This is a genomic window from Halopenitus persicus (assembly GCF_900107205.1).
Classification (GTDB): Archaea; Halobacteriota; Halobacteria; order Halobacteriales; family Haloferacaceae; genus Halopenitus; species Halopenitus persicus.
Genome location: NZ_FNPC01000001.1, coordinates 307,968 through 325,565 on the forward strand (window position 1 = coordinate 307,968; position 17,598 = coordinate 325,565).

Sequence of the window (17,598 nt, forward strand, 5' to 3'; positions counted from 1 at the left end):
CCGGATATATTTCGCCGCCGACGGAACCGTCGCCCGGCGATGATCATCATCCACGCGACGTTCCCGATCGATCCGGACGAGCGCGAGCGGGCGCTCGAGCTGGCCGCGGACCTCGTCGCCGAGACGACCGAGGAGCCCGGGGCGATCGAGTATCACGCCGCGACGGACCTCGAGGACGAGACCGTTCTCCGGTTCGTCGAGCGCTACGAGGACGCGGCCGCCTTCGAGGCGCACGCCGACTCCGAGCACTTTCGGTCGTTCGCCGACCGACTCCCCGAGCTGCTCGACGGCGAGCCCGAGGTGATGCGGTTCGAGGTCGCGGACGCCGCCGAGCTGGAGCTCTAGTCGGGTCGCCGTACCCGGCGTCCCGGAAGCACTCCCGGCGACGTGCTCGGTTCGGGGTTACGACCCGCCGACCGCCACCAGAACTATGTTGGGTTCGGATCATATATTATGAAATTAGTATGGATAGACGATGGCCACGCGTCGACGCGTCCGGGCGCTGGCCCGATCGGTCCCGATTCCGGACTAGGATCAACGAGGACCTCCTCGGCACGCTGTTGCTCGCGGGGTTGGGCACGGCGCTATCCGGCATCCACCTCGAACACGTCGTCAGCCACGAGACGTTCTCGCCGGTGGTCCTGCTCGTGGGCGTCATCCCGCTCGTGGTCTCGCTCGCGGTCGTCGCCGCCGCGCTGGGCCTGCGGACCGCGGCCCCCCGCATCCCGCCCGGTCGCGTCTGGTGGTGGGCCTACGGCGGCGCGGCGACGATGGGCGCGGTCGCCAGTCTGGTCGTGTTCGACCAGGGCATCGCCGTCGAGTCGGTCTATGAAACCCGGTACGTGCTCGCGACCGTTGCCGCCGGCGGCGCGCTCGGCGGGACGCTCGTCGGGATCTACGACGCCCAGCGCGTCCGCCGGTCGCGACGGATCGAGACGATCCGCGGCCAAAGTATATAAGATATGAGTAAGACCCTATGCTGTGCGAAGGGCGGACCGTGAGAGTACGGCCGGTTAGAACATTGATACCCGCCTGTGCCTGCGTGTATAAGTAACTCCCTCTCCGAAATTTATACTGTGAGGTTAGGGTTTCCAGAGATGCCACTGTGTACTACTGTGTACTACTGTGTGGTCCGTGTGTGTGTCTGAAGGAATATCACGGGAAACATACCGTCAATACTGAAAGTGATTGTAAGGTCACTGAGCTACTGTGTGTAGTTTCTGAGCGGGCGAATATTCTAGAGTACAGAAAGATTAAAACAGGGAGTATGGAGAGTTTAGAAGTTATTAGAGGGTCTTTAGAGAGTTTAGAAACCTTGAATAGAGAAACAAGAACACAGATACCCCTCCCTCTATGAACTTTTCCTCACAGGCTACTACTGGGCGATCCATCGTTGCGGTGATCGCCTTGAGAAAGTAGAACCTGCGCGTGAGATAGATCCTTAAATTACAGCATAGTCTCTATAATTGGTTTTATTGCTGTCTAATTTTCATAGTCGTCTGAAGGGGGGGAAAAGAGTCGGCAATAATTTCCGGAAAGTCTAATAGCAATAATGTCGTCTCAAGGCTTGTAGTGTGGTTTTAGCATAGGGTATATAAACCCATTACCATTAATAGGAGTAGACGGTAAGCACGAACGACCGTAGATTGTGGGGCCATATCTTCACGACGAAGGTAGAGCTCCCGGATGCTTTGAGCAATAGCCCGGTTTCTCGTCATCTCGGTGAACTTCTACTGCTGTCGAACTAAGACAGTGGGGAGTAGTGATCTGTGACCGTACCTAAGGGGGTATGGCATATGTGACAGAGGATTAGGATTTGGGTGAGCGGATAAGCTGAAAACTCCGTCAATTGGTCGTTGCCCCTGATTAAGGGGGGAAACTGCAATTTTACATTGTGCGATACATCGTTGCGTAATATCGCGACGAAAGGTAAAACGCGAAAAGGCCAGACTGTTATCCATCGTTGCGGTGATAACCCCTGAAAGAGAGAGGGAACGGTCGGCTACTCTCTGGTACGTTCGAAGACAGCCATAGCAGAGTCTTCTAATTCTTTAGTGGTATTAGCGAGTGGTATATCCCCGTCAGATTCGGCTTTCATACGTAGTTCCTTGAGATTCTGCGCAAGTACCAACGAGCCTTTACGGTATTCGTCAAGTTCCCTGTGCGCTTCCTGTAGATCGCCGGCTATCTCCCGAAGGGTCATATCGGTATCTGCGTAGGAGAGTGATTCTGTAGCGATGTCGTCCGGTATTCCGATTGTGCTTTCAGACACAGAGAATTCTTTAGCGCGCTTCTACTTAGTTCTAAGGTCTTAAAGTGCCGACATTAATTCTTTGGCGGCACTTGTGGTGCGTAATGCCGCCTGTCCAAAGAAGTACGTGGAAAGGGTATCTCGATGTGTTATCTCTGGGGGTTAGACCTACCCTTCCGGTCGGAACGACCTTGAGTTTTCTTTAGCTTCGTCTTTTGACTGTTGTAGGTAAATGAGGGTTGTATCAAGATCTTCGTGGCCTAAGAGGGTTTGAAGGGTCCTAACGTCAATTCCCGAATTGATAGATTGCATAGCAAAAGAGTGGCGAAGGGTGTGGGGTGTGATTTTATGCTGTTTTCGACCGTCCGAATATTCAGCAGTAACTTCTTGAAAACCGGCGTTTTCAGCAGCTTGTTTCACTATCCGATTGATCGAATCTGCGGAGATATGGGTACTGTCGTTGGTTGGGAATAGGTAATCGGATTCATCGGCATATGTCATACTTTCCCGACCGCCAAAATCAAGCCATTGATCGAGGTGAAAGCCTAAGTATTCCTCGTTGTAGGAGACAGTACGCCACTCTGGCGATTTTCGAGGTGGAATAAAAACTGAACAATCATCCCGATCAATGTGTTTAACTTTCGCGTTTATCAACTCTCCACGACGAAAACCACAATTATATAATAACATAATGATAAGTTCATTACGTAAACGGGGTGCCGGAACATTGTCGATAAGTTGTGATATTTTATCAGGTTCTAGATACGGATATTCATCTCCGCCCGATTTTTGTTGTGATTCTTTCTTTTTTGTATTTCCTCTTAGTAGACTCCTATCATCATCATCTAAATCATCATACGGGTTATCAGGTACGTCGTAGGGTATTTCACCACGTTCTGCTAATTTATCCATATCTTGATAGAATTTTGAGATAGCCGAAACACGTTGAGTGATCGTTTTGGGTGCTTTTCCATCATCGGTGTGTTTTTCGATAAAAATGAGCAGATCAACAGAATCAGCATCCCAAATTTGCTTACTACGGGCGTTTGTAAGCCACTCCCTCCAATTGCGAACGTGGTTAACGTACCTCTTAACCGTTGATTCCGCCGACTTTCTGCTACGCCGGTTTTCGTATTCCGAAAGTACGGTTTTAAAATTCATCATTCAACCCTCTTGTAGTACGTTGGACCGTCATTTATTGGACTACCAACACGTTCGACCATCCCCGTTTTGTCAGCTAACTTGGAAAGTGTGTTTATAACCTCTTTTTCATCTCGATTGATCCGTTCTGCTACCTCAACACTCGATATACTCCCGGAATGGGGAAGTACTTTGAATATCTCGTTTTTCAGGTTCGTCTTTTCAGATGCGTTAACCTCTTTTTCAAGGCTTCCGATACGTTCATCTAGATTATTGATTGATGATTCTAACCGGGTAAGAGTGTCTGTAACCTTATCTAATGCCTCTGTGTTAGCCTCTGCGGTGCGTGAGCTAACCTCTCCGGCATCTCCACCATTCTCGTCGGAAAGCTCGTGTGTGACGGCAGTACGGATTAGGCCGGAGAGACTGGAATACTCCGGGGATTCAGCTACGGCATCGTCCCATTTCTCTTTCTGTGCGGGCGAGACTGTGAGATTGACGCGCTTTCTCTCTGCCATTTCACTTCGACCAACACAGCACTATTGAATAAAACTTGTGCAATTTAGAATCGGATCGAGACGATCCACCGCGTGACCGAGGAGCTGCTGACCGTCCACACCCGCGAGGCGGTCTGTGACCGCGTCGTCGAGACCGTCGCCGCGGAGTTCGGGATGTCCCACGCCGGGATCTGGCTCCACGACGAGGACGAGGCGGCCCTCGTTCCCACCGCGCTCACCGAAGCCTCGACCGGCCTGTTCGGCGAGGACGCCGTCTACGCCGCGGAGTCCGATCCGAGCATCTCCTGGGAGGTCTTCGAGAGCGGGACCGCGCGGGTGATCGACGACGTCGACGACTATCCGCGGATCTACGACCCGGCCGAGACGCCGGTTCGCAGCGAGATCATCGTCCCGCTCGGCGACCACGGGGTCTTCAACGTCGCGGCGACGCGACGGAACGCCTTCGACGACGTCGACGCCACGACCGCCCGCATCCTGGCTTCGACCACGACCGCCGCCCTCGACCGGGCGGCCCACGAGGAGACGATCCGGCGCCACCGCGAGGAGCTGGAACGCCGGAGCGACCAGCTCGAGGCGTTCGCCAGGACCGTCTCCCACGACCTGCGGAACCCGCTGAACGTCGCGACGGGCTACCTGGACATCGCCAGGGAGACGGGCGGTGACGAGTACTTCGACCGGATCGAGGATGCGCTCGGCCGGATGGACCGGCTGATCGAGGACGTCCTCCAGCTCGCGCGGGAGGGCGATCGGATCCGCGAGGTCGACCGCGTCGACCTCGAGATCGTCGCCCGGGACGCATGGGCGTTCGTCGAGACGCCCGACGCGGAACTGGTCGTCGACGCAGACCGGGCGGTCCCGGCCGATCCCGACCGCCTCCAGCGGGCCCTCGAAAACCTCTTTCGCAACGCGGTCGAACACGCCGGCTCCGACGTGACCGTCCGGATCGAGGCGACGGCGGCCGGCTTCGCGGTCGCGGACGACGGACCGGGCGTTCCCGCGGCCGAGCGGGAGACGATCTTCGAGGCCGGTCACTCGACCGACCCCGACGGCACCGGCTACGGACTCGCGATCGTCGACACGATCGCCGAGGCCCACGGCTGGGACGTTCGCTGTGGCGAGGGCGACGACGGCGGTGCCCGCTTCGAGTTCGTCCTCGAGTGACGCCCCGCGTAACGGTCCCGCGTGACGGTCCCGAAACGTATTGGAGAGAATACACGTCCGAACGGTTAAGACCGATCTCCGGGATCCATCGGATATGCCCGCGAAGACCGGCGGATCACACGCGATCTCGGCGTTCGTCACCCTCATCATCGGGACGATGTTCTCGAAGTACCTCTGGAGCGTCGCGCCCCCGCTCGGCGAGGCCGGCGTCCTGGCGATGACCGTGATCCGCGAGTCCACCGGGATCGCCGTCCCCCTCACGGACCAGTTCGCGGGGTCCGTGGTCGTGATGGTCGGGCTCTCGTTCGTCTGGGGACTCGTGTACCACTTCTCACGGCACGGTTGAAGTCCAGGGACCGCCGATCTAGTCGATGTATCCCAACTCCCGAAGCCGGTCGCGCGTCTCCGGTTCGAGGTCGGCGTCGTGAAGCGCTTCCTGTCCGGCTTCCTCCCGCTCGTCGATCAGGAGTAGTAGCTGGCGCGCGGTTCGAAGCTTGAACCCGAGATCAGGGTCCGCGACCGACTCCTCGACGCTCTCGAGGAGCGTATCGATCGTCTCGATCGTCGTTCCCGACATCACCCGTGTTTTTGATTATTATATTGTATATATTATGAGCGTTCCCGCGGATCCGGATCGGTCGTGGGTGATATATACCGGTCCGTCCGTCGATGTGGCGGCGATCGGCTTCCGGTCACCGTGTCAACGCGGCGGCGAAGCGAGTTCGGTCGGGAGTCCGCGACTACGGGTCCCGGAGACGCGAAAAAGCGGGTCGACGAACCCTGATTCCGGTTTAAATGACGCGGTTCTGCAGGTAGTCGAGGTGCTTCGCGTTGTAGACGATCTTGACCTCCTCGGCGGCCGGGCTGCCGATGCAGGTCAGGCGGACGTTCTTCTCCTCGACCTCCTCGTCCGAGAGGATCTGCTGCATGTCCATGTCGATCTCGCCCTGTTTGACGATGGACGCGCAGTTCGCGCAGGCGCCGGCGCGGCAGGAGAACGGCCAGTCGTACCCCTGGGCCTCGGCGGCCTCGAGGATATACTCGCCCTGGTTCACGTCGAGCGTGCCGTAGTCCTCGTCGTCGAGGCCGGCGTCGGCGGCCTTCTCGAAGAGGTCGTCGTCGTCCATCGACCATCCGTGGTCGTCGAGCACTTCGTAGTTGAGGTATTCTACTGTGGGCATCACCTGCCGGTTTGACACCCACCTCATTAGGCTTTGCTGTTCGAACGGGCCGATCGACGTGGCGACCGCTGTTCGATCCCCGGTCGCGTGAACGTGTTCGGTGACCGGGCCCGGATCCGGCGCGGCCGTCCCGGGAGCGTCCCGTCGACGCGCTAGAGCTGCCGGAGGCGTTCCTCCAGGCAGACGGTGACGATCGACTTCGCGATCGCCGCGCCGCCCTCGATCGGATCGAGCTTCGTCTCGCCCGCGCGCTCGCCGTAGGCGATCGGCAGCTCACGGACGTCGTAGCCGCGCACCAGCGGCCGGATCAGCAGCTCCGCTGAGAGGCCGGTGTTCTCGGTCCAGTCGATGGATTCCACGACCTCGCGGCGGTACGCCCGCATCCCGGTCGTCGTGTCGTGGACGCGCGTTCCCATCAGGAGACTCGCGATCGCGGCGAAGGCGTGGTTGCCGAACCGGTTGAACGCCGGCATCGTCTCGGCGCCGTGGTAGAGCCGGTCGCCGCTGACCACGTCGGCGCCGTCGTTGATCGCCTCGAGGAACGCCGGCAGCCGCTCCATCGGATAGGTGTCGTCGCAGTCGGTGGTCACGACGACCGGCCGGTCGGGCGTCAGGATCGCCTCGCGAACCGCGACGCCGTAGCCCTGCGGCTCCTGTTCGATCACGGTCGCGCCGTGCTCGCGGGCGATCTCCGGCGTCCGGTCCGAGGACCCGTCCACGCAGACGACCTCCGCGCGGCCGCCCGTGACGCGCTCGATGTCCTCGAGCACCGTCCCGATGGCCGCCTCCTCGTTGTACGTTCCCATCACAACGCTCAGGTCGTCGAACGTGAATCGGTCCCCGTCGGCGGTTCCCGCGCCTGCGCCGGCGCCATCCACGTCCGTGCCTGCGTCCGCCGCGGACGCGTCCGCGTGCTCCGCGATCGGGTCGTCCCGATCGGTTGTCTCCTCGGTACCGTCGATATCAGCTGACTCGGCCCCGCTTCGGGGCTCGACTGACTGACTCATTATCTCCCCATCGGTCCCGGGGGGATTTAATCTTTTAGGTTCGCCTAAAACAGGGCGGCGGCGACCGCCGGGTCCTCACGGACCGCCGATCCCGCCGTCCCCCGTCGCTCTGGCGGCTCCTCAGTCACGAGCCGCCGAGCGCCGCGTCGATGGCCTCGGCTGCCCGGAGCGCGAGCGCGGCGATCGTCAGCGTCGGATTCATCGCGCCGGCGGTCGGGAAGACGCTGCTGCCCACGATCCAGCAGTTCTCCAGGTCGTGGGTCCGCAGGTCCGGATCGACGACGCTCTCGGCGGGGTCTTCCCCCATCCGCGTCGTTCCCATATGGTGGTAGGCCGGACCGGTGCTCTCGGCGTCGACCTGCCAGGTGATCTCCGCGCCGAGCTCCTCGAGGATCGATTCCTGGATCGCGTTCACCCGGTCGATCGTTTCGAGCGCGCGGTCGCCGACCGACCAGTGGACGTCCGGCACGGGATTCCCGTGGACGTCGGTGCGGTCGCGGTCCAGTCCGACGTAGCTGTCCTCGGAGGGGAGCTGTTCGACGAGCGCGCCCATCGCGATGTTGTTGCCGTAGGAGTCACGCAGGTCCCCGAGCAGGTCGTCGCCCCACGACTCCCCCGACAGCGCCATCTCGACCGGCGAGGGCCCCGCGTAGTTGAAGAACTCGAGCTTGAACGGCGCGGTCTCGGCGTCGGCCTCGTCATAAAACTGGTGCGACTCGCTGGTCAGAAAGCCCACGTGGTTCTGCCGGGTCGGCTCCCCGAGGAGCCCCCCGGTCCCCGCGAACAGGTGGTCCATGAAGAACCGTCCGACCAGCCCGCTCGAGTTGGCCAGTCCGTCGGGATACCGGTCGGATTCCGAAAGCAGGAGCAGCCGCGGCGTCTCGACGCCGCCGCAAGCCACCACGACGGCGTCCGCCGCCTGGCGGTGCGTCTCCCCGTCGGGGGTGACGTACTCGGCGGCGCGAACCCGCTCGCCGTCCGGCCCGTGCTCGAGCCGCTGGACCGCCGCCCGGTCGATGACGGTCGCGCCGCGTTCCTCGGCGCGCTCGATATGGACGGTGGCGTCGTACTTCGCTCCGGAGGGACAGACCGGCTGACAGGTGCCGTAGCCGACGCAGGCGCTGCGGTCGTCGTACCCCTCCGAGTTGCGCGCGTTCGGCACCGAGTGCATGTCGATCCCGAGCTCCTCGCAGGCCTCCGCGAACAGGCTGTCGCTGTAGGACGGCTCGAAGGCCGGCATCGGATGCGGCTCCTCCCGGGGCGGGGCGTACGGGTTGTCGCTGGCTCCCGAGACGCCGAGCTCCCGCTCTGCCGCCGCGTAGTACGGACGGAGGTCGGCGTAGTCGATCGGCCAGTCGACGCCGACGCCGCGCTCGCTTGCGGACGCGAAGTCGTTCTCGTGGAGCCGCATCACCATTCCCTGCCAGTGGAGCGTCGATCCGCCGACGCCCTTCACGCGGGCGTGGTTGAGCGGGTAGCCGCGGTCGCCGCTGCTCGAGTAGGCGTCACGCTCCGGGTCGCCGTCCCAGACGTCCGGCCGGCCGTAGTACGGGCGGATCGCCCGTTCCTGGCGGTCGATGCGGTCCGCGGGGTCGAACCGGGGTCCCGCATCGAGGACGACGACCGAGTGCCCGTTGGCGGCGAGCCGGTCGCTCACGATCGCGCCCGCGGGCCCGGCGCCGATCACGCAGACGTCGGCGTCCGGGACCGGCGTTCGGTCGATGTCCCGTTGGACCGGTTCCGTGCCGGCTTTCGAGAGCCCTGACGAGCCGCTCATCGGTTCGGCCCCCGCGTGTAGCTCTCCGTGCCGCCGGGGTGTCCCTGCGGGTTCTCGATGCCCACGAGCTTCCCGCCGGTCGGCGAGGCGTACAGCGCGAACAGCAGTTCGTTCACGACGTGATATCGGACCCGTTCGGCGAGGGTTCCGTCGGGGACCTCGTCGGCGACGTCCGCGCCGACCTCCCGCAGCAGGCGGTCCCGGTCGGCGGCCGGGATCGTCGGGAGCCGGCCGCCGTACCACTCCTCCGCAAGCTCGTCGAGTTCCGTCATCGTTTCGCGGATCCCGTCGGCGGTCGGCGCGGACTGCAGCCGCCCCTCGATGACCGTCCCGACGAACTCCTCGACGCCCGCGATCTCGGTCGGATAGACGGGTTCGGCCACCGCCACGAACGACTCGACGATCGCGGGGTCCGCGAGGAGCGAGTCGTCGTCCCCGCCCGACCCGTTCGACGATTCCGTTCCGGGACCGCCGTCACGGCCGTCCTCGGCGTCACGGTCGTCCCCGTCGCGAACGTGGGCGACGCCCGCGACCGCGGCCCCGCCGGTCCCCATCGCCGCGAGGGCCGCGACCGCGTCGCGTCTCGTCAGCTCCATAGGCGGATTAGGCAAACCTAATCCTTATACTCGTTGGAACGACTTCGTTCGAGTAGGAACCTTCATGCGAGACGTCCGATCGACCCTCGTCGCGGTCCGGTCACGATTCGGGTCCCTCGAGACCTCACGCGGGCTCGCGCTTCTGTGTGCGGGGATCGCGCTCGCGTTCGTGCTCCCGCTGAGCTGGCTCGTGATCGAGGCGGTCACGGTGGATCCGGAGCGCACGCGCGAGCTGCTGTTTCGTTGGCGGACGGCCGAGATCCTGCTCAACAGCCTGCTCCTGATGGGCGGCGTGACGGCGCTGTCGATCCTGATCGGGGTGCCGCTGGCGTATCTCACGACGCGGACGGACCTGCCGTTCCGCCGGTTTTTCACCGTCGCGGTCGCGCTCCCGCTGGTCGTGCCGAGCTACGTGGGCGCGTTCTCGTTCGTCTCCGCGTTCGGTCCCCAGGGGGAGTTCCACGACCTCCTCGCCCCCCTCGGGATCGAGCGGCTGCCCGAGATCTACGGCCTGCACGGCGCGATCGTTCTCATCACGCTGTACACCTATCCGTACGTCTACCTGACGACGCGCGCGTCGCTGCTCTCGCTCGACACGACGCTCATCGAGGCGGCTCGGACCCTCGACCACACGCGCTGGGAGGCGTTCCGTCGCGTCACGCTGCCGCACATTCGGCCCGCGACCGCGGCCGGCGCGCTGCTTGCGGCGCTGTACGCGATCTCCGATTTCGGCACGCCGGCGATCATGCGCGTCTCGGTGTTCACCCAACAGATCTACGTCGAGTACAACGCCTTCGGCCAGGAGTACGCGGCGATGCTCTCCCTACAGCTGCTTGCGGTGGTGCTCGTCGTGCTGGCGCTCGAACAGCGGATCCGGTCGAACCGGTCGGTCGAGGGCGGCACCGGCGGCCGGAGCGGGACGCCGGTCTCGTTGGGAGCCTGGCGGTGGCCCGCGACCCTGTTGCCGGTCGGCGTCGTCACTCTCGCGCTGGTCGTTCCGGTCTGGATCCTCGGGCTCTGGCTCGTCCGGGCGGACGCCGGCCGCCCCTCCCTGGCCTTCGAGTGGAGCTTCGCGCTCAACTCCGCGACGGTGGCGCTGGCGGCGGCGGTCGTCGCCGTGCTGGCGGCCCTCCCGATCGCCTACTTCGCGGCCCGCGATACGTCGCCGCTCGCGGCGGTCACCGAACGGACGACCTACGTCGGGTTCGCCGTCCCCGGGATCGTGTTGGCGCTCGCGCTCGTCTACTTCGGCGCGGGCTACGAGGCCCTCGAGATCCCCTATTCGCCCCGCATCTACCAGACGATCCCGCTTTTGGTCTTCGCGTACGTCATTCGCTTTACGCCGCAGGCGGTCGGCACGCTCCGGTCGGGCGTCCTCCAGGTCGACCCGACGATCGTCGAGGCGGCCCGAACGCTCGGGGAGACTCCCGGCGGGGCCTTCCGCCGCGTCACCCTCCGGCTGATCGCCCCCAGCGTCACCGCGGGCGCCGCGCTCGTCTTCCTCACCACGATGAAGGAGCTTCCCGTGACGCTCATCCTCCGACCGACCGGCTTCGAGACGATCGTCATCCAGATCTGGCGCGCCCAGAAGGCGGCCTACTTCCAGTACGCCGCCGTCCCGGCACTGCTGCTGCTCGCCATCTCCGGGCTCTCGATGGTGGTGTTGCTCTCGCAGGGCGGTCAGGAAGGACTGTGAGGTGACGGCGGCGCCACGTTCCGGCCGGTGTGTGACGATTCATCGTCCGCCGCGTGAGGGAGGCTTCAAGTCCCCGCCGCGTGAGGGAGGCTTCAAGTCCCCGCCGCGTGAGGGAGGCTTCAAGTCCCCGCCGTGTGAACACCCCGGGATGAACACACATGGTCGGTGAAGCACGTTCCCCGGAGGGATCCTCCGGGCCGCTGTCCGGCGTGACGGTACTCGACGCCTCGCGCGTCCTCGTGGGTCCCTTCTGTACGATGCAACTCGGCGACCTCGGCGCCGAGGTGATCAAGATCGAGCGCCCGGACGAGGGCGATCAAACCCGGGGTTGGTACCCGCCCTCCTTCGGCGGCGGGGAGGACGACCCCGGCGAGAGCGCCTACTACGTCAGCGTCAACCGGAACAAGCGCTCGGTCGAGCTGAACCTCTCGAGCGACGCCGGCCAGGCCGTCTTCCGGGATCTCGCCCGGGAGGCCGACGTCGTCGTCGAGAACTTCCGGGTCGGCACGATGGACGACTGGGGGCTCGGATACGAGGACCTCCGCGAGGTCAACCCCGAGCTGGTCTACTGCGGCATCTCGGGATACGGCGAGTGGGGCCCCGACCGCGACAAGCCGGCCTACGACATCATGATGCAGGCGCGGGGCGGGCTGATGAGCATCACCGGCATCGAGGGCGGCGCGCCGGTCCGCGTCGGCGTCGCGCTCGCCGACATCGGCGCGGGGATGTACGCCACGCAGGCGATCCTCGCCGCCCTGCTCGACCGGGAGCTCGGCGACGGCGGGAGCGGCCAGAAGATCGACGTCAGCCTCCTCGACGGGCAGGCCGCCTGGATGAGCTATATGGCGGCGAACTACTTCGCCTCCGGGGAGTCGCCCGGCCGAATGGGGAGCAAACACCCGAACATCGCCCCGTATCAGGCCTTCGAGACGGCGGACAGCTACGTCGTCGTGGCCTGCTCGTCGGACCCGTTCTGGCCGCCCCTCTGTGCGGCCCTCGACCGGCCCGACCTGCTCGCGGACGAGCGCTTCGAGACCAACACCAAGCGCGTGCGCAACCGCGAGGCCCTCGACGCAGAACTCGAGGCCGAGTTCGCCGAGCTAACGACCGAGCAGGCCCTTGACGCGCTCGCCGAGCACGACGTCCCCGCGAGCCACGTCCGCGACATGGAGGAGGTGTTCGACGACCCCCAGATCGAGGCGCGCGGGATGCGCGTGGAGATGGACCACCCCACGGCCGGCACCGTCGAGATGCCCGGGTCGCCGATGCACTTCTCCCGGTCGCCGACGACCTACCGGCGGCATCCGCCGCTGCTGGGCGAACACACCACGGCCGTGTTGCGCGAGTACGGCTACGAGGACGCCGACATCGAGCGCCTGCGCGAGGCCGGCGCGATCCCGGCGGACGCGTCGAAAACGGACGCGGAATAGCTCGCTACTCGATCTGCTCGCTACTCGATCTGCTCGCGGTACTCGTCGGCGCTCAGCAGGTCCTCGAAGGCGGCGTCGTCGTCGGGGTCGATCTCGATCATCCACCCCTCGCCGTACGGGTCCTCGTTGACGAGCTCGGGGGCGTTGAAGAGGTCCTCGTTCACCGCCGTGACCTCGCCGGAGATCGGCGCGTACAGGTCGGAGACGGCCTTGATCGACTCGACGACGCCGAACGTCTCGCCGGCGGCGATCGACTCGCCCACGTCGGGGAGCTCGACGAAGACGACGTCGCCGAGCTCGTCCTGCGCGAACGCGGAGATCCCGATCCGGATCGGGTCGTCCGTGGTGGTCCATTCGTGCGATTCCAGGTAGCGTCGGTCGGATGGGACGTCGAAGCTCATCTGTTGTGGGTCAGTTTGGTGCCGTGGTGGGGCTGGGTGCGGTGGTGGGGTTGCGCGTCCGTGGCGTCGGTCGCGGATCGAACGGTCGCGTCTCCGGCGTCCGCCGTCGGCCGGCCGCCCGTCGTTTCGCGGCGTCCAGCGACGTCGGTCGTCGGGACATACTGACGCCTCTCCCGCCCGCGCCCTTAACGTTTTACTGTGGAACCGCGAGCGGAACCGCTCGCGATCCGTCGCCGGACCCGCCGCGACGACCGCGGATCGGGACGCCTATGCTCCCGCGACCGGTAGGGCGCGTATGGATGCGGACGCCGACGGGGACGCGGGACCGAGCACGGCGACGGTCGGGGGCCCCCACGTCGAACGGACGCCCGGCGTGGCGCTGTTCGTCGACGGGCCGAACGTCCTGCGCGATGAGTTCGACGTTGACCTGGACGACGTCCGGGCGGCGGCCGCCGCCGAGGGGGCGCTCGTGACCGCCCGCCTGTACCTCGACGAGCACGCGACGCCGGGGCTGATCCAGGCGGCGGAGGCGCGCGGCTACGAGGTCGTCATCACCTCCGGCGACGTCGACGTGAAGCTGGCCGTCGACGCCACGCGGTTCGCCGCCGAGGGCCGGATGACGACCCTCGCGATCGCCTCCCGCGACACCGACTTCAAGCCGGTCGTGGAGACGGCAAACGGCTACGGCGTGCGCACGGTGGCGATCGCGCCCGGCGAGTTCGGGCGGTCGGACGCCCTCCGGAACGCCGCGACCGACTCGGTCACCCTCGACGGCGACCTCGTGGAGTGACGCCGTTGGCCGTGTCGATCGTTCATAATTGATCGATCGGAAAGAATTGATCCATCACGAACGTTTATTACTAACTGGGGCGTTCGGTTCGATGATGGCATCCGTAGTACACGGCTGACCCGCGACCCGAGACCGACGGCATCGCTTCGGCCCCGACGACCACGCCGCTGGACGCGGACCGATCCTCCCGCGACCGACCCGCGGATCCGCTCGCGGCGGTTCCGGCGACGTTCGACGCGACCGACCGGCGTCGGTTGCCGAACACGATCGACGCCGAGAACGCGTTCGCGGGCGACCTCGGCGGCGACGGCACCTGGAGGGCCGAGCCACGATAGGCGCGATCATCCGGTCGGTCCCTCACGTCCCGCCCCTCGGGCGGGCTGTTCCTCGTTCATGATGCGACGCTCGTTCGTGATGCGACGCTCGTTCGTGATGCGACGCTCGTTCGTGATGCGACGTGTTCGGTTCCGCGAGCTGCGGCCGGCGCCGCCGTGAAGCAGCGTTTAACACCCGGCCGGTCCTATCGATTCCCGGCCGATGACGATCCACCGCTCCGAGCCGGCTCGGCACCGGCGACGACGAGCCCTATGAGTGCCGAGGCCTCTTCACCTCCAGAGATCATCCGCGCACTACATCGGTCAAACACGGATTTAAGACCATTGCCGAACAATTACGCGATATGGCTGCCGAGATCTCCGACCGGATTCGAGAGATCGCTGAAACTCGCGGCCTTCCGGAGTCCGAAGTGTTCGAACGCGCACTCGAACGTGGTCTCGACGACCTGTGGGAGGACCTCGTACTCGCGCAGTACCTCGATGGGGACCGCGACCGCGAGGAGGCCATCGAGCACGTCGGCCGGACGAAAGTCGAGCGGGCGGAACGAGAGCGTGAGGTCGTCGCGAGAGATGCCGACTGGGGTTTGAACGCGTGACGGGTTGCGTGGCGGTTCATCATTGCGGAACGAGTGGACTCCATCGGCGCACTACGCACGTTCACGAGCCGTGAGTGCCGAGGCCGACGACTATCGGGCCGCTGTTCATCCGATAACTTATAATTCCATAAACGGGTGATTTTCCGTGGCGATCTGGTTCAATTAGCGTCCGGGTTTGGGGAACCCGCCGACGCCTCATTGCCAGCTATCTTTTGATTCAGCTACACAAGTCGTTCTGAAACCAGTCTGTTCTGGCCATCGGGGTATGATCGGGTACTCGCGATCTGAGGGAGATCGCCGATCGACCCGGGATGGTGTGAACTCCCCACGCGGAAGACGAACCTTCTTGTGTGATACGTCCGTATCACGCGATATGAGCACTGACAGTAACACCGGGATCGACGGCGAAATGGAGAAGATCAACGTTCGGGTGCCACAGGCGCTCTTGGCCCAGATCGACGACGTGTGGGAGGAGCGTGGGTACGCGAACAAGTCCGAGTTCATCCGCGACGCGCTCCGCGACGCCGTTGAACCACCGACACAACTCTCCGAGGAAGCGCTCGCGCACCTCGCCGAGAGTCGCAACCAGCGCGAACGAGACGAGACGGTATCGCAGGCAGACGTGAAAGAACGACTCGGCATCGATGACTGAGGTCGAGTGGACGCCGAAGGCACTCGACCTGCTCGACGGACTCGACGCCGAGCCACAGAAACGGCTCGTCTCGAAACTCGACGAAGCGAAAGACTGGACCTCCCACCGACTGGAGAAACTAACTGGCTATCCCTACTACAAACTCCGGGCCGGCGACTACCGCGCGATCATCACGTGGGATCGAGAGGACGACCGCCTGGTCGTCGAAGCCGTTGGACATCGCCGGAACATCTACGACCGGCACCTCCCGCCGTGAGAGATTAGATAGTATAAATAATGATATGATTGCATTACTTTAGAAGTTATTATATTTTAACCGTTGCGTTCATCAGTGCCGTGAAGGGCTCGGAGACGTATCCGTGACCGATCACCGCCAGCGAAGTTATCCGGTTTGAACGCGTTTCTGCTCGTTTTTGGACTGATAATACCGATTGGTTCGAGTATCGCTGGTCGGATGTCAGTCTTTCTCTCCGATATCCGCGATACTGCGAGCCGCCTTCCGTCGGCTGTCGACCCGTCGGTGCGGTCCGGATGGATCGTCGATCGACTATGCTCGGAATACATTTCAAATATAAAAATACTATTTATATTTTATACAATATACACCAACTCGTGGATGAACGGGGTCGTTGCCGCTCATCGTCGCCACGACGTCTCGATGTGGTCCGGAACACGAACGCGACCGGCGAGGACGGCGCCCGTTGTGACCTTCCGCCGGCCACCGGTCGCCCGTCTCTTGGACCCTACGAGAGGAGCTGCAGGACGGACGCCGACAGCACCTCGACGCCGATCGGGAGGCACTCCTCGTCGACGTCGAACCGCGGGGTGTGATGGCCGCTCGGGTTGCTCGCGCCGATGCCGAGGTACGTCGCCGCGCCGCCGTTCTCGGAGACCGCCTGCATCAGGTACGTGGCGTCCTCGCTGGCGGCCAGGGCGTCGCGGCGCACCAGCGACAGGGAGTCGGACCGGTCGGTCACCGTCCCGCTCACGAGCTCCACGAGCTCCTCGTCGCAGTCCTGCCGGATCGACTCGCCGGTGAGCTCGATCTCGGCGGTACACTCGTGCATCTCGGCCGCCGCGTCGACGTACCGGCGGACGGCGTCGCGCATATACTCCATCAGCTCGGTCGACTCGCCGCGGACCTCGATCGACGCCGTGACCCGGTCGGCGATGACGTTCGCGGCGTTGTCCGAGCGGAGCTGTCCGACGTTCACGCGCGTGTTCCCCTCCCGGTGGCGCGGGATCCCGTAGACGTTGTCGGCGGCCGCGATGAACGCCTGGACCGCGTTCCGCCCCTCGTTGGGGGCCAGCCCGGCGTGGGCCGACTCGCCCTCGAAGGTGACGGCCATCCGGGAGAGCGCCAGCGCCTCGTCGAGCCCGGCGACGACCGTTCCGACGGGGACGTCGAGCCCGACGTGGGCGCCGAACAGATAGTCGACGTCGTCGATGTGGGGGCCCGAAGCCATCGCCTTGCCGCCGCCGAGCAGCTCCTCGGAGGGCTGGAAGAAGACCTTGAACGTCCCCTCGAAGTCGCTCTCGAGCACCGTCCGGAGAACCCCGAGCCCGAACGTGATGTGGGCGTCGTGCCCGCAGGCGTGCATATACCCCTCGTTCGTCGAGCGGAAGCCCTCGGCGACCGGCCGGTGGTCGTCGTCGGTCGATTCGGTGATCGGCAGCGCGTCGATGTCCACGCGCAGGCCGACGGTCGGGCCCTCGCCGTTCCGCACGACCGCGACGGCGCCGGTGTGGCCGCCCTCCAGCTGCTCGAGGAGGTCCGTCCGGTCGGTCTCGGCGGCGGCCCGCTCGTACCACTCCGCGAGGACGTCGTCGTCGGGGACGCCCAGCCGCTCGTCGGAATCGAGGGCGTCAGGTCCGACGTGGATCTCGTCGACGCCCAGCCGTTCCAGTTCCTCGACGATCCGCACCGTCGTTCGGAACTCACACCACCCCGGCTCCGGGTTTCGGTGGAACTCGCGGCGCAATTCCGTCAACTCCGCGTCCGATGGGATCGTCGGTGTCGGTGTCATGGTGGTCCGATGGTCTCCGTTTCCCGTCAACGTTCTTGAT

20 protein-coding genes are annotated in these 17,598 nt (G+C 64.0%); 10 read left to right on the forward strand and 10 right to left on the reverse strand.

The window, feature by feature from the left end; all coding sequences use genetic code 11:
• The first annotated feature begins 39 nt into the window (after nucleotides 1-39).
• Nucleotides 40-345, forward strand: a complete 306-nt coding sequence (locus BLV25_RS01590; protein ID WP_021073970.1) for a putative quinol monooxygenase — start codon at nucleotides 40-42, stop codon at nucleotides 343-345.
• Nucleotides 346-464: 119 nt separating this feature from the next.
• Complete coding sequence (locus BLV25_RS01595; protein ID WP_092730431.1) at nucleotides 465-959, forward strand: hypothetical protein; 495 nt, start codon at nucleotides 465-467, stop codon at nucleotides 957-959.
• A gap of 1,043 nt (nucleotides 960-2,002) precedes the next feature.
• Here BLV25_RS01595 and BLV25_RS16625 read toward each other — a convergent pair.
• The 3 genes from BLV25_RS16625 to BLV25_RS16630 all read right to left on the reverse strand — a co-directional run bounded on the left by BLV25_RS16625 (nucleotide 2,003) and on the right by BLV25_RS16630 (nucleotide 3,909).
• Nucleotides 2,003-2,272 (reverse strand): hypothetical protein, encoded by a 270-nt coding sequence (locus BLV25_RS16625; RefSeq protein ID WP_143114369.1) that lies wholly within the window; start codon nucleotides 2,270-2,272, stop codon nucleotides 2,003-2,005.
• A 147-nt stretch (nucleotides 2,273-2,419) separates the two neighbouring features.
• The gene (locus BLV25_RS01600) at nucleotides 2,420-3,412 is read right to left on the reverse strand and encodes a tyrosine-type recombinase/integrase (RefSeq protein ID WP_176819415.1); all 993 of its coding nucleotides are present in this window, start codon (nucleotides 3,410-3,412) and stop codon (nucleotides 2,420-2,422) included.
• A complete protein-coding gene (locus tag BLV25_RS16630; RefSeq protein ID WP_143114370.1) occupies nucleotides 3,412-3,909 on the reverse strand; it encodes a hypothetical protein in 498 nt (165 codons plus the stop codon). The genes BLV25_RS01600 and BLV25_RS16630 overlap by 1 nt, the downstream gene beginning before the upstream one ends.
• Before the next feature lie 72 nt (nucleotides 3,910-3,981).
• Here BLV25_RS16630 and BLV25_RS01605 point away from each other — a divergent pair, with 72 nt between their 5' ends.
• Both BLV25_RS01605 and BLV25_RS01610 read left to right on the forward strand, forming a co-directional pair.
• On the forward strand, nucleotides 3,982-5,070 hold the full coding sequence (locus BLV25_RS01605) for a sensor histidine kinase (RefSeq protein ID WP_092730435.1): 1,089 nt from the start codon (nucleotides 3,982-3,984) through the stop codon (nucleotides 5,068-5,070).
• 94 nt (nucleotides 5,071-5,164) lie between these two features.
• Nucleotides 5,165-5,416: a hypothetical protein gene (locus tag BLV25_RS01610; protein ID WP_021073968.1), complete on the forward strand. Its 252-nt coding sequence runs from the start codon at nucleotides 5,165-5,167 to the stop codon at nucleotides 5,414-5,416.
• 18 nt (nucleotides 5,417-5,434) lie between these two features.
• Here BLV25_RS01610 and BLV25_RS01615 read toward each other — a convergent pair whose 3' ends face one another.
• From BLV25_RS01615 to BLV25_RS01635, 5 genes are all read right to left on the reverse strand, one after another.
• Complete coding sequence (locus BLV25_RS01615; protein WP_092730437.1) at nucleotides 5,435-5,647, reverse strand: hypothetical protein; 213 nt, start codon at nucleotides 5,645-5,647, stop codon at nucleotides 5,435-5,437.
• A 214-nt stretch (nucleotides 5,648-5,861) separates the two neighbouring features.
• The gene (fer, locus tag BLV25_RS01620; protein WP_039400615.1) at nucleotides 5,862-6,251 is read right to left on the reverse strand and encodes a ferredoxin Fer; all 390 of its coding nucleotides are present in this window, start codon (nucleotides 6,249-6,251) and stop codon (nucleotides 5,862-5,864) included.
• A gap of 152 nt (nucleotides 6,252-6,403) precedes the next feature.
• Nucleotides 6,404-7,057: a dolichyl-phosphate hexose transferase gene (locus BLV25_RS01625; RefSeq protein ID WP_394327108.1), complete on the reverse strand. Its 654-nt coding sequence runs from the start codon at nucleotides 7,055-7,057 to the stop codon at nucleotides 6,404-6,406.
• 325 nt (nucleotides 7,058-7,382) lie between these two features.
• The gene (locus BLV25_RS01630) at nucleotides 7,383-9,035 is read right to left on the reverse strand and encodes a GMC family oxidoreductase (protein ID WP_092730439.1); all 1,653 of its coding nucleotides are present in this window, start codon (nucleotides 9,033-9,035) and stop codon (nucleotides 7,383-7,385) included.
• Nucleotides 9,032-9,631 carry a gluconate 2-dehydrogenase subunit 3 family protein gene (locus BLV25_RS01635; RefSeq protein WP_092730441.1) on the reverse strand — a complete coding sequence of 200 codons (600 nt, stop codon included), beginning with the start codon at nucleotides 9,629-9,631 and terminating at the stop codon, nucleotides 9,032-9,034. The genes BLV25_RS01630 and BLV25_RS01635 overlap by 4 nt, the downstream gene beginning before the upstream one ends.
• A 64-nt stretch (nucleotides 9,632-9,695) precedes the next feature.
• Between BLV25_RS01635 and BLV25_RS01640 the strand changes: the two genes are divergently transcribed.
• Both BLV25_RS01640 and BLV25_RS01645 read left to right on the forward strand, forming a co-directional pair.
• Nucleotides 9,696-11,327: an ABC transporter permease gene (locus tag BLV25_RS01640; RefSeq protein ID WP_092730443.1), complete on the forward strand. Its 1,632-nt coding sequence runs from the start codon at nucleotides 9,696-9,698 to the stop codon at nucleotides 11,325-11,327.
• Nucleotides 11,328-11,485: 158 nt separating this feature from the next.
• Nucleotides 11,486-12,757 (forward strand): CaiB/BaiF CoA transferase family protein, encoded by a 1,272-nt coding sequence (locus BLV25_RS01645; RefSeq protein ID WP_092730445.1) that lies wholly within the window; start codon nucleotides 11,486-11,488, stop codon nucleotides 12,755-12,757.
• Between the two features lie 20 nt (nucleotides 12,758-12,777).
• Here the strand turns inward: BLV25_RS01645 and gcvH are convergent, their stop codons facing one another.
• Nucleotides 12,778-13,158 carry a glycine cleavage system protein GcvH gene (gcvH, locus tag BLV25_RS01650; RefSeq protein WP_021073960.1) on the reverse strand — a complete coding sequence of 127 codons (381 nt, stop codon included), beginning with the start codon at nucleotides 13,156-13,158 and terminating at the stop codon, nucleotides 12,778-12,780.
• A 295-nt stretch (nucleotides 13,159-13,453) separates the two neighbouring features.
• On the opposite strand from gcvH, the gene BLV25_RS01655 reads away from it, so the two are divergent.
• The 4 genes from BLV25_RS01655 to BLV25_RS01675 all read left to right on the forward strand — a co-directional run bounded on the left by BLV25_RS01655 (nucleotide 13,454) and on the right by BLV25_RS01675 (nucleotide 15,787).
• Nucleotides 13,454-13,948, forward strand: a complete 495-nt coding sequence (locus BLV25_RS01655) for an NYN domain-containing protein (protein WP_021073959.1) — start codon at nucleotides 13,454-13,456, stop codon at nucleotides 13,946-13,948.
• 679 nt (nucleotides 13,949-14,627) lie between these two features.
• Nucleotides 14,628-14,879, forward strand: a complete 252-nt coding sequence (locus BLV25_RS01665; RefSeq protein ID WP_092730447.1) for a hypothetical protein — start codon at nucleotides 14,628-14,630, stop codon at nucleotides 14,877-14,879.
• 373 nt (nucleotides 14,880-15,252) lie between these two features.
• Nucleotides 15,253-15,531, forward strand: a complete 279-nt coding sequence (locus BLV25_RS01670) for a ribbon-helix-helix domain-containing protein (RefSeq protein WP_021073956.1) — start codon at nucleotides 15,253-15,255, stop codon at nucleotides 15,529-15,531.
• The gene (locus BLV25_RS01675; protein ID WP_021073955.1) at nucleotides 15,524-15,787 is read left to right on the forward strand and encodes a type II toxin-antitoxin system RelE family toxin; all 264 of its coding nucleotides are present in this window, start codon (nucleotides 15,524-15,526) and stop codon (nucleotides 15,785-15,787) included. The genes BLV25_RS01670 and BLV25_RS01675 overlap by 8 nt, the downstream gene beginning before the upstream one ends.
• Before the next feature lie 487 nt (nucleotides 15,788-16,274).
• On the opposite strand, the gene BLV25_RS01680 is transcribed toward BLV25_RS01675, so the two are convergent.
• A complete protein-coding gene (locus tag BLV25_RS01680) occupies nucleotides 16,275-17,558 on the reverse strand; it encodes an amidohydrolase (RefSeq protein WP_092730449.1) in 1,284 nt (427 codons plus the stop codon).
• Nucleotides 17,559-17,598 lie beyond the last annotated feature (40 nt).